Source organism: Bradyrhizobium sp. 521_C7_N1_3 (assembly GCF_052075975.1).
In the GTDB taxonomy this organism is placed as follows: domain Bacteria; phylum Pseudomonadota; class Alphaproteobacteria; order Rhizobiales; family Xanthobacteraceae; genus Bradyrhizobium; species Bradyrhizobium japonicum.
Genome location: NZ_CP197232.1, coordinates 9931022 through 9946756, shown reverse-complemented (window position 1 = coordinate 9946756; position 15735 = coordinate 9931022). Strand labels below are relative to the sequence as shown.

14 protein-coding genes are annotated in these 15735 nt (G+C 65.0%); 6 read left to right on the top strand and 8 right to left on the bottom strand.

All coding sequences use genetic code 11. The annotated features are described in order from the left end of the window. Window positions 1–46 precede the first annotated feature (46 nt). Window positions 47–1897: a feruloyl-CoA synthase gene (locus tag AB7008_RS47255; RefSeq protein ID WP_441261073.1), complete on the top strand. Its 1851-nt coding sequence runs from the start codon at window positions 47–49 to the stop codon at window positions 1895–1897. A 343-nt stretch (window positions 1898–2240) separates the two neighbouring features. On the opposite strand, the gene AB7008_RS47250 is transcribed toward AB7008_RS47255, so the two are convergent. After that, window positions 2241–2747, bottom strand: a complete 507-nt coding sequence (locus AB7008_RS47250; RefSeq protein ID WP_063979940.1) for a MarR family winged helix-turn-helix transcriptional regulator — start codon at window positions 2745–2747, stop codon at window positions 2241–2243. A gap of 83 nt (window positions 2748–2830) precedes the next feature. Here AB7008_RS47250 and AB7008_RS47245 point away from each other — a divergent pair, with 83 nt between their 5' ends. Genes AB7008_RS47245 through AB7008_RS47235 form a run of 3 tightly spaced genes read left to right on the top strand, consistent with a single transcriptional unit; the run spans window position 2831 to window position 5639 of the window. Then, on the top strand, window positions 2831–4039 hold the full coding sequence (locus AB7008_RS47245) for a cytochrome P450 (RefSeq protein ID WP_441261072.1): 1209 nt from the start codon (window positions 2831–2833) through the stop codon (window positions 4037–4039). A gap of 12 nt (window positions 4040–4051) precedes the next feature. Then, window positions 4052–4375 carry a 2Fe-2S iron-sulfur cluster-binding protein gene (locus AB7008_RS47240; protein WP_208067634.1) on the top strand — a complete coding sequence of 108 codons (324 nt, stop codon included), beginning with the start codon at window positions 4052–4054 and terminating at the stop codon, window positions 4373–4375. Between the two features lie 52 nt (window positions 4376–4427). Further along, on the top strand, window positions 4428–5639 hold the full coding sequence (locus tag AB7008_RS47235; RefSeq protein WP_441261071.1) for an ABC transporter substrate-binding protein: 1212 nt from the start codon (window positions 4428–4430) through the stop codon (window positions 5637–5639). A 205-nt stretch (window positions 5640–5844) separates the two neighbouring features. Here AB7008_RS47235 and AB7008_RS47230 read toward each other — a convergent pair whose 3' ends face one another. Further along, a complete protein-coding gene (locus AB7008_RS47230; protein ID WP_038933439.1) occupies window positions 5845–7107 on the bottom strand; it encodes an NAD(P)/FAD-dependent oxidoreductase in 1263 nt (420 codons plus the stop codon). Window positions 7108–7423: 316 nt separating this feature from the next. Between AB7008_RS47230 and AB7008_RS47225 the strand changes: the two genes are divergently transcribed. Both AB7008_RS47225 and AB7008_RS47220 read left to right on the top strand, forming a co-directional pair. Continuing rightward, on the top strand, window positions 7424–8596 hold the full coding sequence (locus tag AB7008_RS47225) for an ABC transporter substrate-binding protein (protein ID WP_248880442.1): 1173 nt from the start codon (window positions 7424–7426) through the stop codon (window positions 8594–8596). 209 nt (window positions 8597–8805) lie between these two features. Continuing rightward, window positions 8806–9096 (top strand): hypothetical protein, encoded by a 291-nt coding sequence (locus AB7008_RS47220; RefSeq protein ID WP_028155184.1) that lies wholly within the window; start codon window positions 8806–8808, stop codon window positions 9094–9096. 41 nt (window positions 9097–9137) lie between these two features. Here AB7008_RS47220 and AB7008_RS47215 read toward each other — a convergent pair whose 3' ends face one another. From AB7008_RS47215 to AB7008_RS47190, 6 genes are all read right to left on the bottom strand, one after another. Beyond that, window positions 9138–11009 (bottom strand): bifunctional sugar phosphate isomerase/epimerase/4-hydroxyphenylpyruvate dioxygenase family protein, encoded by a 1872-nt coding sequence (locus AB7008_RS47215; RefSeq protein ID WP_441261070.1) that lies wholly within the window; start codon window positions 11007–11009, stop codon window positions 9138–9140. Then, window positions 11006–11743 carry an ABC transporter ATP-binding protein gene (locus AB7008_RS47210; RefSeq protein ID WP_028155182.1) on the bottom strand — a complete coding sequence of 246 codons (738 nt, stop codon included), beginning with the start codon at window positions 11741–11743 and terminating at the stop codon, window positions 11006–11008. Before AB7008_RS47210 ends, AB7008_RS47215 begins: the two co-directional genes overlap by 4 nt. 9 nt (window positions 11744–11752) lie before the next feature. Beyond that, window positions 11753–12496 (bottom strand): ABC transporter ATP-binding protein, encoded by a 744-nt coding sequence (locus AB7008_RS47205; RefSeq protein ID WP_028155181.1) that lies wholly within the window; start codon window positions 12494–12496, stop codon window positions 11753–11755. Continuing rightward, on the bottom strand, window positions 12493–13491 hold the full coding sequence (locus AB7008_RS47200; protein ID WP_028155180.1) for a branched-chain amino acid ABC transporter permease: 999 nt from the start codon (window positions 13489–13491) through the stop codon (window positions 12493–12495). Before AB7008_RS47200 ends, AB7008_RS47205 begins: the two co-directional genes overlap by 4 nt. After that, a complete protein-coding gene (locus AB7008_RS47195; protein ID WP_014491257.1) occupies window positions 13488–14363 on the bottom strand; it encodes a branched-chain amino acid ABC transporter permease in 876 nt (291 codons plus the stop codon). The genes AB7008_RS47200 and AB7008_RS47195 overlap by 4 nt, the downstream gene beginning before the upstream one ends. Before the next feature lie 189 nt (window positions 14364–14552). Beyond that, window positions 14553–15683, bottom strand: coding sequence for an ABC transporter substrate-binding protein (locus AB7008_RS47190; protein WP_441261069.1), 1131 nt, complete (start codon window positions 15681–15683; stop codon window positions 14553–14555). Window positions 15684–15735: the final 52 nt, after the last annotated feature.

The following is a 15735-nucleotide window of genomic DNA, read 5'->3' as shown; positions in this document are numbered from 1 at the left end:
GGAACGAGGCTGCCGCCGATCCGGACGTCCGGGCGAGGAGGAAACCATGACAACCGCCGCACGCGGTGACGCTTCGAGCCTGTTCGCAACGCCCAAGACCGTCGCCGAACATCGCGCCGACGGCAGCATCGTGCTGCGCTCGCCAGAACCCTTGCGCGACGGCGCCCGCTGCATCGGCGACTGGCTGGAGCATTTTGCGCGGCAGACGCCTGACACGATCTTCCTCGCCGAGCGTGACAGCGCCGACACGCCCTGGGCCACCATGACCTATGCGGGCGCCCTGCGGCGGGTACGCGCAGCGGCGAGCTGGATTTTGGCGCAACAGCTCAGCGCCGAGCGTCCCGTCGTCATCCTCTCCGACAACAGCATCGACCATGCGCTGCTCGCGCTTGCGGCCCAGCATGTCGGTGTGCCCTCGGCCGCGATCTCGCCGGCCTATTCGCTGATGTCGAAAGATTTCGACAAGCTCAAGAGCATGATTTCGCTGCTGGAGCCCGGCGCGATCTACGTCTCCGCGACCAAGCCATTCGCTGCCGCGCTCGCGGCGATCAAGCCGCTGCACAAGGCGCAGATCATCAGTGGCAATGCCGGCGATGCCGATGCGCTGGCCTTCCGTGACATCGCGGCGACGCCCGAAACGGGCGACGTCGCAAAAGCCTTCGCCGCGGTGACACCGGACACGATCGCAAAATTCCTGTTCACCTCGGGCTCGACCGGCACGCCGAAAGCCGTCATCAACACCCAGCGCATGCTGACCTCGAGCCAGCAGGCCAAGGCGCAAACCTGGACGTTTCTCGAACCGGGCCGCGGCGATCTCGTCATTCTCGATTGGCTCCCCTGGAGCCACACGTTCGGCGCCAACCACAATTTCAATCTCGTGCTGCGTAACGGCGGGGCGCTCTATATCGACGGTGGCAAGCCCGCGCCCGGTCTCTTCGCAACGTCACTCGCCAATCTGAAAAGCGTGATGCCGACGGTCTATTTCAACGTGCCGCGTGGCTTCGACATGCTGATCGCAGCGCTGCGCGGCGATGAGGAGCTGCGCCGCCGCTTCTTCGACGAGGTGAAATTCGCCTTCTATGCCGGCGCCGCGCTGCCGCAGAACCTCTGGGACGCGCTCGAGCAGCTTTCGGTGGAGACTGTTGGTCGTGCGCTGCCGATGGTGTCGGCCTGGGGCTCGACCGAGACGTCGCCGCTGGCGACCGACTGTCATTTCTTCGCGGAGCGCTCGGGCAATATCGGCGTGCCCATTCCCGGCACCGAGCTGAAGCTCGTCACGTCGGGCGACAAGCTGGAGGTGCGGGTGCGCGGCCCCAATGTCACGCCGGGTTACTGGAAGGCGCCGGAGCTGACGAGGCAGGCTTTCGACGACGAGGGCTTCTATCTGATCGGCGATGCCGTGAAGCTTGCCGATGCGGAACGGCCTGAGCGCGGGTTGTTCTTCGACGGCCGCGTCGCGGAGGACTTCAAGCTCAATTCCGGCACCTGGGTCAGCGTCGGTACGCTGCGCGTCGCCGGCATCGCGGCACTCGCGCCGCTGGCGCAGGACATCGTCGTCACCGGCCATGGCGGCGACGAGGTGCGGTTTCTGGTGTTCCCGAACATGGCGGCGTGTCGTGCCCATGCTGGCTTGCCCGAGACGGCAGGCGTCAACGATGTGCTTGATGATGGGAAGGTCAGAGCGGCAATCGCGCAGGGCCTGGCGAAGCTGAAACAGCAGGGCGCCAACTCCTCCGGCCACGCCACGCGCGCGTTGCTGCTCGCCGAGCCGCCGTCGGTGGACGGCGGCGAGATCACCGACAAGGGTTACATCAACCAGCGCGCCGTGCTGACGCGGCGTGCCGATGCGGTGGTGCGGGTGAATGATGATGCGTCGGGTGAGTGGATCGGTCTGTAGCGGCCGCGTTAGCGAAGCCACATTCCGCTGTCATTCCGGGGCGCGCCCTTGGCGCGAGCCCGGAATCCATTCCACCGCAGGGGGTGTTGCACGATGGATTCCGGGTTCGCGCTACGCGCGCCGCGGAATGACGAGCGAAGTACGCCAGCCATTCTGCCGCAATATCCTGCATGATTCTTTTGTTGCTTAAGCAACTAATTTATGCGAACCGTTCCAGGCAGGGATGACGGCGGGGGAACCGCTGCGCCTGATCCTGGAGGAAACGATGATCGGCAGAGAGGGTGCCGCGGGCAAATGCCGGCGTATGCCTGGAGGCGGCGATGCCGCGCGCTTCACGCGCGCGTCAACTGGTGCTGCTGCCGGTCACTGCGCCGAGATTTTCGTGCAGCCGGCGCAGCAGATCGATCAGGACCTCGCGCTCGTCCTTGCTCAGGCAGGACAACAGCCGCCGCTCGCGGTCGAACGCCGCGACGATCACCTTGTCATGGGTGGCGCGGCCTCTGGCCGTGAGCGCGATGGAATGGGTGCGGCCGTCGTTCGGGTCAGTGCGGATCGACACCAGCCCGCGCTTCTCAAGGCCGGCAAGCGTCCGGCTCACCGGCCCCTTGTCAAAACCGATGACGTGGCAGATCCGCGAGGCGGGAATGCCGGGCTCGATCGCCAGCAGCGACATGATCCGCCATTCCGTGACGTTGACGCCAAACTCGCGCTGGTAGAACGCGGTGGCGCTGTTCGAGAGCTTGTTGGCGATGAAGGTGACGAAAGCCGGGACGTAACGGTCGAGATCGAGCGTCGGCCCGGTTTCGGCGGGTGCGGGCCTTTGGCGGGCTCTGGTCGAAGACGGCGGCATATCGGCTTTTTGTCTCGCGGCGTGTCCGAAGACCTAAGGCCAAGCGCGGCCCTTTCACAAGATCAAAATAAGGGAGGACTTCAATGAGCGCACCCGGCTCCGCCGTATCAGGTGTCCCGCATCTCGACGTCGATCCCTTCGACATGAACTTTTTCGCCGACCCGTATCCCACGCACGAGCTGCTGCGGGAGGCAGGGCCGGTCGTCTATCTCGACAAGTGGAACGTCTATGGCGTGGCACGCTATGCCGAGGTCCACGCCGTGCTGAACGATCCCGCGACGTTCTGCTCCAGCCGCGGCGTCGGCCTCTCCGATTTCAAGAAGGAGACGCCGTGGCGGCCGCCCAGCCTGATCCTCGAGGCCGATCCGCCCGCGCATACGCGGACCCGCGCCGTGCTCTCGAAGGTGCTGTCGCCGACGGTGATGAAGCAGGTGCGCGACCGCTTTGCCGCGGCGGCCGAGGAGCGGGTGGACGCGCTGATCGAAAGGCGCAGCTTCGACGCGATCGCCGACCTCGCCGAGGCCTATCCGCTCTCGATCTTCCCGGATGCGCTTGGGTTGAAATCCGAGGGGCGCGAGCATCTGATTCCCTACGCGAGCGTCGTGTTCAACGCATTCGGGCCGCCCAATGAGCTGCGCCGGGAGGCGATTGCGCGCTCGACGCCGCATCAAGCCTATGTTGCCGAGCAGTGCCAGCGCGAGAACCTTACGCCGGGCGGCTTCGGCGCCTGCATTCATGCCCAGGTCGACGAGGGTGCGATCACGGCCACCGAAGCGCCACTGCTGGTGCGCTCGCTGCTGTCGGCCGGTCTCGACACCACTGTCAACGGCATCGGCGCGGCCGTCTATTGCCTCGCGCGCTTCCCCGAGCAATGGCAGCGCCTGCGCAACGATCTCACGCTCGCGCGTAGCGCCTTCGAGGAAGCGGTTCGTTTCGAAAGCCCGGTGCAGACCTTCTTCCGCACCACCACACGTGAGGTCGAGCTGTCGGGCTCGTCGATCGGCGAAGGTGAGAAGGTGCTGATGTTCCTTGCTGCCGCCAATCGCGATCCGCGCCGCTGGGACAAGCCCGACAGCTACGACATCACGCGCCGTTCGTCCGGCCATGTCGGCTTCGGCTCCGGCATCCACATGTGCGTCGGCCAGCTCGTCGCACGCCTCGAAGGCGAAGTGATGCTGACGGCGTTGGCGCGGCGTATCGCGAAGATCGAGATCACGGGCGAGCCGAAACGCCGCTTCAACAACACGCTGCGCGGGCTCGACAGCCTGCCGGTCACCATCACCCCGGCCTGACGAGGAGCCTTGATGCCAGCCATTACTTTCATCCATGCCGACGGCAAGTCCGACCGTGTCGAGACCTCAGGCGACGAAAGCGCCATGCAGGCCGCGACCCGCCATGGTCTCGACGGCATCCTGGCCGAGTGCGGTGGCAATGCCATGTGTGCGACCTGCCACGTCTATATCGACGCAGCCTGGCTCGCGCGCCTGCCCGCGATGGCTGATGACGAAGACGCGCTGCTCGACGGCACCGCCGCCGAGCGGCTGCCGAACAGCCGGCTGGCCTGCCAGATCATGATCACGCCCGCGCTCGACGGGCTGGTGCTGAGATTGCCGGAACGGCAGGTCTGAATTCCAGAACGTGCCGGCGCCGACCGGCGCGACACACAAAGGGGAGGGAACGATGAAACACCTGAAATGGACGCTTGCGCTGGCGGCGAGCCTGATGAGCGGCGCGGCAAGCGCCGAGATCTCCGACAATGTCGTGCGTGTCGGCGTGCTCAACGACATCTCGGGCATCTTCCAGGACACCAACGGCATGGGCTCGGTCGAGGCCGCGCGGATGGCGGCGGAAGATTTCAACGGCGGCGGCAAGAACATCAAGGTCGAGATCGTCTATGCCGACCACCAGAACAAGGCCGATGTCGGCAACGCGATCGCGCGCAAATGGCTCGATGTCGAGGGCGTCGATGCCATTGTCGACGTGCCGAATTCGGCCGTCGGCCTCTCCATCAACACACTGCTGCGCGACAGCCGCATGACGTTCCTGGCGTCGTCGACCGCAAGCTCGGATCTCACCGGCAAGGCCTGCTCGCCCAATACGATCCAATGGGTCAACGATGCCTGGGCGACCGGCAACACCACGGCGGCCGCGATGATGTCGCGCGGCGGCAAGGACTGGTATTTCCTCACGGTCGATTATGCGCTCGGCAAGGGCATCGAGGCGGAGGCTCAAAAATATATCGAGGGCCACGGCGGCAAGGTGCTGGGCTCCAGCAAGCACCCGCTCGGCACCTCCGACTTCGCCTCGTTCCTGTTGCAGGCGCAGGGCTCGAAAGCGCAGGTGATCGGCCTCGCCAATGCCGGCGGCGACACCATCAACGCGGTGAAGCAGGCGGCCGAATTCGGCATCCAGCAAGGCGGGCAGAAGCTCGTCGCCTTCCTGCTCTTCATCAACGACGTTCATGGCATGGGTATCAAGGTCGCCCAGGGCCTCCAGCTCATGGAAGCGTTTTACTGGGACTTGAACGACGACACGCGAGCCTTCGCCAAGCGATTTGCGGCGCGGCCCGGCATGAACGGCAAGATGCCGAGCGGCAACCAAGCCGGCGTCTATGCCTCGACGCTCGCTTATCTGAACGCGGTCGCGGCGACCGGCAGCGACAATGCGAAGGACGCCGTGCCCGAGATGAAGAAGTTCAGGGGTAAGGACAAGCTGTTCGGCGACACCACGATCCGCCAGGACGGTCGCGTCGTGCATCCCATGTATCTGTTCGAGGTGAAGAAGCCGGAGGAGTCGAAATATCCGTACGACTATTACAAGCTGGTCTCGACGATCCCTGCGGACCAGGCGTTTAGGCCGCTGGCCGAGGGCGGGTGCGAGCTGGTGAAGTAGTGCCGCGAGCGCGGCCTTCCTTCACCCTCCCCTGGAGGGGGAGGGTCGATCGCGCGTAGCGCGAGCGGGGTGGGGTGATCTCTCCACTCGGGCAGTATTCGATTAGGAGAGACCGCCACCCCCCGCGTCGCATTTCGCTTCGCTGCATGCGTAGCGACCCTCCCCCTCCAGGGGAGGGTAAGAGGAGCGCGCCGCGGCAGCGTCCCTACGCCACCTTGCTGCTCCCCTGCGTGATCAACCGCGCCGCGCGCTGGTCGCGGGCGTAAATCCAGAGCCAGCTCAGGGCGACGCTGAGACGGTGGCGCAGCCCGATCAGGAAGTAGATGTGGGCGATGCCCCAGATCCACCATGCGATGGTGCCGCGCAGCTTGACCTTGCCGAAATCGATCACGGCGAGCCGCTTGCCGATCTGTGCGAGGCTACCGGAGTGCTTGTAACGGAATGCACCCTTGTTCTCGCCACGCAGGCGCGCCTTGATGGTCTCGGCGACGTGCCGGCCCTGCTGCTTGGCGGCCGGCGCAATGCCGGGCACCGGCTTGCCCTCCCAGGCGTTGATCAACACGGTGTCGCCGATCGCAAAGATCTCGGGATGACCGGGTATCGTCAGGTCGTCTTCGACCTCCACGCGCCCGGCGCGATCGCTTGGTGCGCCCAGCCATTCGGCGGCGGGCGAGGCGCGCACGCCGGCGGCCCAGATCCGCGTCTTTGCTTCGAGCAGCTTGCCGCCGAACACGACGCCCTCACGGTTGATCTCGGTGACGGCCTGGCCCAGCACGACCTCGACGCCGATCTTTTCCAGCGAGGCCTGCGCATAGGCCGAGAGATCATCGGGAAAGCCCGCGAGCACGCGCGGTCCGGCCTCGATCAGCACCACGCGTGCCTTGTGGGTGTCGATGTTGCGGAAGTCGGCGGGGAGCGTGTGGTGCGCCATTTCGGCGATGGTGCCGGCGAGTTCGACGCCGGTCGGGCCGGCGCCGACGATGACGAAGGTAAGCCGCGCCGCGCGTTTGGCCGGATCGGTCTCGCGCTCGGCGCGCTCGAATGCCACCAGGATGTGACGGCGCAGCGTGGTCGCGTCTTCCAGCGTCTTCAGGCCGGGGGCGAACTGCTCCCACTCGTCATGGCCGAAATAGGCATGGCGGGCGCCGGTGGCGAGCACCAGCGTGTCGTAGGGGACCTCGCTGCCGTCGTCGATCAGCACGCAGCGCCGGTCGGCATCGACGCCGCTCACCGTCGCGAACAGGGTCGTCACCTCGCGCCGGTCGCGCATCAGGTGCCGGACCGGCCAGGCGATTTCGCTGGTCGCGAGCGAGGCGGTCGCGACCTGGTAGAGCAGCGGCTGGAACAGATGATGGTTGCGGCGGTCGATCAGCGTGATCTCGACCGGCGCGCCCGCAAGCCGGTAGGTCGTCTCCAGCCCGCCGAAGCCGGCTCCGACGATGACGACGCGGTGGGGATTTGCGGCCATGATGACACCCTCGAATCTCGCTGCTGCTCTCTCCTTCATGTAAGTGCGCTTTGGGCGCCGTAGTCCAATAGCCGTCATCAATCGCGGCATAGGCCGGGCGTATCGGTATGCCCTGTGAAAAAGCGCCGCAGCCTTGGACCGGTCTTGGCCGAAGTGAGTAGAATTATATTTCTTGCCATCCTCAATTGGGGCGAAATATGGTGCAGGGGCGGGCGCTGAGCCATTGGCGGCGCGACAGATTTTGCGTTCAATAGAGACAGACCCGGGGGCGGCGATCACCCCGTTTCCGGGATCAATAATAAGGAGGGGAGTGGTTATGAGGACGGCATTCTGGCTGGCGGGCGCAGCGGCGCTGGTGCTGGCAAATCAGGCTTTCGCCGGCGACACCATCAAGATCGGCTTCGTTTCGACCTTCAGCGGCCCGACCGCCGTGATCGGCAACGACATGCGCAATTCCTTCGAGCTCGCGCTCGATCACATCGGCCGCAAGATGGACGGCAAGCCGGTCGAGGTGATCTACGAGGACGACGGGCAGAAGCCCGATGTCGGCAAGCAGAAGACCGAGAAGCTGGTGCAGTCCGACAAGGTCGATTTCATCGTCGGCTACATCTGGTCGAACGTGCTGCTGGCCTCGCTCAAGACCGCGGTGGATTCGAAGACCTTCCTGATCTCGGCCAATGCCGGTCCGTCGCAGCTCGCCGGCGAACTGTGCTCGCCTTACGTGTTCTCGACCTCCTGGCAGAACGACCAGACGCCCGCCGCCATGGGCCTCTACATGAACCAGAAGGGCGTCAAGAGCGTGTTCCTGATCGGGCCGAACTACGCGGCCGGCAAGGACATGCTCGCCGGCCTGAAGAGCACGTTCAAGGGCGAGGTCAAGGGCGAGGAATACACGGTCTGGCCGAGCCAGCTCGACTTCTCCGCCGAGCTCTCCAAGGCGCGCGCATCGGGCGCCGAGTCGATCTTCGTGTTCTATCCCGGTGCGGCCGGCGTGCAGTTCCTCAATCAATATGCGCAGGCCGGCCTGAAGAGCACGATGCCGCTCTACACCGCCTTCACGGTCGACGAGCTGTCGCTGCCGCTCCAGAAGGAGAACGCGCTCGGCGTGCCCGGCGCGCAGGAATGGGTCAACGACCTCCCGAACGAGCAGAACAAGCGCTTCGTCGCCGACTACCGCAAGAAGTACCCCAATCTGCGCCCGACCTATTACGGCGCGCAGGCCTATGACGCGGCCCAGCTCATCAACAGCGCGGTGGTCGCTGTGAAGGGCGACACCAGCAAGAAGGACGCGATGAAGGCCGAGATGGAGAAGGCCAACTTCAAGTCGCTGCGCGGCGCGTTCAAATACGGCAAGAACCACATCCCGGTGCAGAGCTTCTATCTCCAGGACGTGGTCAAGGACGGCGAAGGCCAGCTCTCGCTGAAGACCGTCGCGACCATCGTTGAGAACGACCAGGACCGCTTCCACGACAAGTGCGCGATGAAGTGAGGTCTCTTCTTCCCCTCTCCCCGTTCTCGGGGAGAGGGGAATCTCTCGCGTCGTATGCGCCGATGTGCTGCGACCGATTCATGACGGCATTCATTCGACCTGCGCCCGCGCAAGGTCGCGCGCCGGTCTGATTTTGGACTCAAATCCGCCCACGACTCATTCGAACCTGGCTGGATAAGGTCGGGGGCATGTCCTCGGGGGACTTGCCGATGAGTGATAAATATTTGCCGCCGCACAGCAAGACGCGGAAAATCAATTCGACTGCGGACGACGTTATGTCCGACGATGCACTCGAACGTCTGTCGCCACAGCTTCTGGAAGAATTCGACGACGATGAATCGCCGTCGAACGAAGTGATGCGATTGCTCGAGGAGAATGCGCGGCTTCGAGCGCTCGCGGTCGAGCTCTCGAACCTGCTCGGCGATCTGCCGAGCGGCGAGTGGGGTGCTGCGTTGTCTCCAGACGCGATCCGTTCTATTCGCCGAAAGATTGCGACATAGCCGTTGCAGCGAGAGGCGGCGCGACCTCCGCCGTACCGCCTTCACACCCGCGGCATGCTCGCGGGTCTTACCTCGCGGGCCTGCGCCGCGAGCCTGATCCCGGCATTGGCTGCGCCAAATCCCTGATAATCCCGTCGCTCCACGATCTCGAAGAAGAAGCGCTCATCGAAGATGTGCGTGTAGACCTGGAAGAACTCGCCGTCGCCTTCGCGGTCGTAGAGGATGTGGTTGGCGCGCAGCTGCGCCATCAGGTCGGGCGCGAGATCATATTTGGCTTCGATGTCGTCGTAGTAGTTGTCAGGGATATCCAGGAAATCCGCGCCACGTTTGCGCATCGCGGCGACCGTCGCAAAAATGTCCCGGCAGGAGAACGCGACGTGCTGCACGCCCGAGCCGAAGAACTCCGAGATGAAGCGCGCCGGCAGGGTGCGGTTGGCGGATGAGCCGTTGAGCACGAAGCGCAGGCTCTGGTCGGCGTTGATGACCGCCTGGCTCTGCACGAGGCCGCGGGGATCGGCGATCTCCATCTGCGGCAGCCGCTTCAGGTCGAGGATGCCGGTGTAGAACAGCAGCCAGGACAGCATCTCGTCGTAAGGCATCGACTGCGCGATGTGATCGACGGCGAGCAGGGCGTCGGCGTTCGCGTCGCTTGCGACCGGTTCGAAATCGGTATCCCAGTTCTTGCCGGCCTGATCGAGGAAGTAGAGCAGGCTGCCGCCGACGCCATGGATCGCGGGAATCTCCAGCTCGCCCGGCCCGACCGGCTGGTAGAAGGTGCGCGCCTTCAGCGCTTCGGCGCGCTGCATGGCAAGGCCGGCATTGTCGACGTCGAGCGCAATCGCGCAGACGCCGGGGCCGTGCGTGACGTAATGCGAATGCGCAAAGCCGTCGGTCTCGCAATTGATCACGAGCTCGACCTTGCCTTGCGACCAGCGCTCCACGGCCTTGCTGCGATGCTTGCCGGTCCTGCGGAAGCCGAGCTGCGCGAGCAGGCGGGCGAGGTCGACCGCCTTGGTCTCGTTGACGGCAAACTCGATGAAGCCGGTGCCATGGCTCCTGGCCTTCGGCGCCAGCGGCTTGCCGACAAGCTTCGGCCAATCCGGTGCGAGCTGGTCCTCCAGCAGGATCAGCGAACGCAGGCCGTCGACCGCGGTCTGCGCGGACGAGCCGGCGCGGAACTGGTCGTTGAAGATTTCGAGCGACAGCGGCCCGGCATAGCCGGTCGCTGCGATGGCCTGCATGAATTCGCCGACCGGCAGATCGCCCTGGCCGGGGAAGGAGCGGAAGTGCCGGCTCCACGAGAGAATGTCGAGCTCGAGCTTCGGCGCGTCGGCGAGTTGCACCAGAAAGATCTTGTCGCCGGGGATCGAGGCCATGGCGCGAACCGGAAAGCCGGGCGCCAGCGCGTGAAAACTGTCGAGGATGACGCCGATCGCGGGATGATCGGCGCGGCGCACGATCTCCCAGGCGTCGCGGTAGTCGTTGACATGGCGGCCCCAGGCCAGTGCCTCATAGCCGACGCGCAAGCCGCGCTTGGCCGCGCGCTCGCCGAGCTCGCGAAAATCGTCCGCGGCGCGGTCGATGCCGCCGAGCGAGGCGGGCGAGACGTTGGAGCAGATCAGCAGCAGGTCGGTGCCGAGCTCCTGCATCAGGTCGAACTTGCGCTCGGCGCGGGCAAAGTTGCGTGTCCGCTGCGGCTCCGGCATGCCCTCGAAATCGCGGAACGGCTGGAATGCGCAAATCTCGAGATTGAGATCCTTGCACAGCTGCGCCACCTCGCGCGGGCCCGAGCCGAACGACAGCAGGTCGTTCTCGAAGATCTCGACCGAGTCGAACCCGGCTGATGCGATGGCGCGGAGCTTCTCGTCCAGGCTGCCCGAGAGCGAGACGGTCGCGATCGAACGCTTGTTCATGCTGCGTTGTCCTCCATGGCGCCGCCGAGAAAGAGCTGGCCGATGCGCGGATCGTTCAGAATTCGCTTCGCGCCATCGACCATGCGGGTCTGGCCGAGCTCGAGCACGATGCCGATGTCGGAAATCTCCAGCGCCGAGCGCGCGTTCTGCTCGATCATCAGGATGGTGACGCCGCGGTCGCGCAAGCCTTTCAGGATGTCGAAGGTCTGCTGCACCATCAGCGGCGACAGGCCGATCGAGGGCTCGTCGATTAGCACGAGCTTTGGCTCGAGCAGCAGCGAGCGCGCGATCTCGAGCTGCTTCTGCTCGCCGCCGGAGAGTGTGGAGGCCTGCTGCGCCGACTTGCGGCGCAGCGCGGGAAACAGGTCGAGCGCGGCTTCGATCCGCACGGGCAGGTCGATGCCTTTCCCAGCCGAGACCCCGCCAAGCTCGATATTGTGGCGCACCGACAGCTCGGGAAAGATGTTGCGACCCTGCGGCACGTAGCAGATGCCGGCATTGAGCAGCGCGCGCTGGCTCAAATTGGTGACGTCGCGGCCCGCAAAGCTGATCTTGCCTTCGCGCAGCTTCAACAAGCCGAAGATCGCCTTGAACACCGTGGACTTGCCGGCACCGTTGGGGCCGATGATGGTGGTGATGGTCGCCTGCGGCACGGCGAAGGTGGTGCCGTTCAGGATCGTCATCTTGCCGTAGCCGCCGACGAGATTGTGAACCGAGAGGATCGGGTCGCTCATGATGGCTTCCTAATGTCCGAGATAGGCTTCGATCACGGCGGGATTTTTCCGCACTTCGTCCGGCCGCCCCATCGCCAGCACCTTGCCCTCCGCCATCACCATCACGCGCGAGCACAGCGACATCACGAATTCCATGTTGTGCTCGATCACGACGAAGGTGGCGTTCTTCTCGCGGTTGATCGCGACCAGGCGATCCTTCAGGTCCGACAGCATCGACGGGTTGACGCCGCCGGCGGGCTCGTCGAGCAGCACGAGGCGCGGCCCGCCCATGAAGGCCATTGCGGCGTCGAGCAGTTTTTGCTGGCCATAGGAGAGCCCGCCGGCCGGCTCGTCGGCGAGATGGTCGAGCTTGAAGAAGCCGATCATTTGGTTGGCGGCCTCGGTCAGCCCGGCATCGGAGCGGCCGACCAGGCGCGAGGCCATATTGCCCTGGTGCTCCTGTCCCGCGAGGATCAGGTTCTCGCGCACCGAGAGCTTTGGGAAGACCTGCAAGAGCTGGAAGGTGCGGCTGACCCCGAGCTTGTTGAGCTCGGCGGGACGCAGGCCCGTGACCAGCTTGCCGTCGAGCTTGACCTCGCCGCCTGATGGTGTGAGCTGGCCGAGGATGCAGTTGAACAGGGTCGACTTGCCGCAGCCGTTCGGGCCGATCAGGCCGAGGATCTCGCCCTCGCGGACGTCGAATGAGACGCCATCGACGGCGCTGATGCCGCCGAAATTCTTCTTGATGCCGGTGACTTCCAGGACCGCGCTCATTGCACCGTCTCCAGCCGGGACTTCGCGACGGCGCGCAGCGCGGAGGCCGCCTTGGTGCGGCGCTCGGCGAGGTAGCGATCGAGAATTCCCAGAATGCCGGTTGGCGACCAGATCAAGAGCAGCATCACCGCGACCGCGTAGAGCATCAGATAATACCCTTCCGTGAAGCGCAGCCATTCCGGCAACAGCACCGCGATCATCGCGCCGAGGAAGGGGCCGAAATAGAAGCCGGCACCGCCGACGATCACCATCATCAAGAGGTCGAGCGAGAGCGACAGGTTGAACGGCACGGGATCGATATATTGCGTCAGCGGCGCATAGAGCGCGCCGGCAACGCCGCCGAGCGCCGAGCCGATCGCGAAGGCCATCAGCGTATAGCGCCTCGTGTCGACGCCGAGCGACTGCGCGCGCAGCGGATTTTCGCGCAACGCCATGAAGGCGCGGCCCCAGGGCGAGCGGATCAGCCACCACACCGCGAGCGACACGATCGCAAGCGAGCCGAGGCAGACATAGTAGAAGGGCAGGGGCTTGTTGGTCGCGATGCCGAAGATGTGCGGCCGCGGAATGTTGGAGATGCCGTAGATGCCGCCGGTGAGCCAGCTTTCGTTGCGGAACACCAGGAAGGCGAGGGTGGAGAAGGCGAGCGTGACGAAGGCGAGGTAATGATGCTGCACGCGCAGCGCCGGATAGCCGAGCACCCAGCCGACCGCGAAGCTCAAGACGATCGCGACCAGAATCGCCGCCGGCAGCGGCCAGCCATGGGTGGTCATGATCGCGGCGGCATAGGCGCCGATGCCGACGAAGGCGCCTTGCGCCAGCGAGACCTGGCCGGCATAGCCGAGCGTCAAATTGAGCCCCATGGCGGCGATGCTCATCACCGCCCATTGGCTCAGGATGAACAGGCCGTAGCGGTTGAAGTTCATGGGCACGAAGATCAGGCCGGCAATGACGATGAGGCCGAGCGCGATCTTCAACGGTTTGGCGAAGCCGCTCATACGGTGCGCTCCTCGGCGCGGCCGAGCAAGCCCTGCGGCCGGAACAGGATGACGGCGATCAGGAAGATCATCGGCACGGCGGCGCGGTACTGCGTCGAGACATAGGCGGCCGCGAGATTGTCGAGCACGCCGATCAGGAGGCCGCCGGCGATGGCGCCGCGCACCTGGTTGAAGCCGCCGACGATCGCGGCGATGAAGGCGGCCTGGCCGAGCACCTCGCCGGAGGAGAATTTTGCGAGGTAGATCGGCGTGATCAAAAGCGACGCCAGCGCGACCAGGAAGGCGTTGATCAGGAACGTCAGCAGGATCATGCGCTCGACCGGCACGCCGATGATGCGCGCCACCGTCGGGTTCTGCGCCGCTGCCTGCATCTGGTGACCGAGCGACGTGCGGTTGAGAAGGCTCGTCAGGCCGAAGACGGCAAGAATGGCGAGGACGAGGACGCCGATGCTTTGCAGCGACACCGCGTGTCCAAGGATAGAGATATCACCGGTCGGCACGATCGAGGGGAAGGGCGAGGCCTCCGCGCTGAAGAACTGCTTCACGGCCTCCTTGATGCCGATCGCGAGCGCCATCGTCGCGATCGCCAGCGGCAGCACGCCATGGCGCATCATCGGATCGACCAGCAGCATCTTGAAAGCGAGGCCCAGCAGGATCATCGAGAGCAGGATGCCGAGGATGATCGCGAGCCAGAACGGCGCGCCGGCATGCATCGTCGCCAGCATCAGGAATGCCGGCAGCATCACGAACTCGCCTTGCGCAAAATTGATGGTTTGCGAGGTCTGCCACAGCAGCGTGAAGCCGACCGCGACCAGCGCATAGATCGCGCCGGTGGCAAGTCCCGCGACCAGAAGATCGAACAGATTGGACATTTTCCCCTCTCGCCGCTCCGTCGTCTCCCCCCGCCTTCTTATTTCTCCCTCTCCTCGTTCTTACGGGGAGAGGGCGGGGTGAGGGGCTCTCTCCGCAAATTCAACTGTCACCGCGACTGCAGAGGCGGCCCCTCACCCCGGCCCTCCCCCCGCGGAGAGCGGGGCGAGGGAGAGGAGAGGCGAAGATCGTCACTTCACCTTCGGCAGGACCTGCTTCACCACCTGCTTGCCTTCGACCACCTCGACCAGAAAGCTCTGCCGGTCGATGTCGCCGGTCTCGCTGAAGGTGACGTCCATCAGGATGCCCGGCTCGTCCGCGGCCTTGATGGTCAGGCCGTGCAGCGTGTCGGCGAACGCCTTGCTGTCGACCTTGCCCATCTTCTCGGTGGTGGCCTTCACCATGTAGACGGCGAGATAGCCCTTCAGGCCGTTATGGTCGGGCACGTAATTGTACTTCTTGGAAAACTTGTCGCGGAACGCCTTGATCAGGTCGACCGGCGCGTCCGTGGTGAGGCCGACATGGCCGCGCGCGCCGTTGGCGGCATCGCCGGCGAACTCGATCACCTTCTGGCCGATCAACGTGGTCTCGCCCATCAGCGGCGCGGTGACGCCCTGGCGCTTCAATTCTTTCAGGATGCGCGCGCTCTCTTCTTCATTCAGGTAGACGAACACCGCATCGGGGTTGGCTGCCTTGATCTTGCCGACGTCGGCGGCGAAGTCGGCTTGTCCCGCTTCAGTCGAGAGATCGGCGACCACCTTGGAGCCAAGCCGGTCGAGTTCCTTGACGACGACGTCGCGGCCGCCGCGGCCGAAGTCGTTGTTGACCCAGACCACCGCGACCGTCTTCGCCTTCATGTCGTCGTGGATGTACTTTGCGACCTTCGGCATCGACGATTGCTGGCCGAACGAGGTGCGGAACAGGAACTTGTTGCCGGCCTGCGTCAGCTCGGCGGCTTCGCCGCCCATGATTTGCGCGATGCCGGCTTCGGCCGCGAGCGGCGCCGTCACCTTGACCGAGCCGGAATAGCCGGGCCCGAGCAGCACATAGGGCTCGGCGTCGAGCGCCTTCTGCACCTGGGCGCGCGCAACGCCGGGGTTGGACTGCGAATCGGCGTGGGTGACCTCCAGCTTGCGGCCGAGCACGCCGCCCTTGGCGTTGATCTCCTCGATGGCGAGGTCGATGCCGTTCTTCCAGTTGGTGCCGACGGTGGCGCCGCCGCCCGAGAGCTCGGCGACGTCGGCGAGCTTGATCGCCTGCGCGTGGACGCTGGTTGCAGTCGCGAAGGCAAGCAAGGCACCTGCCACTAGGGTCGATTTCATGGTCACTCCTCCCATTTTCGTTGATATGGTCCGCGGCCTTGTGTCCGGCCGC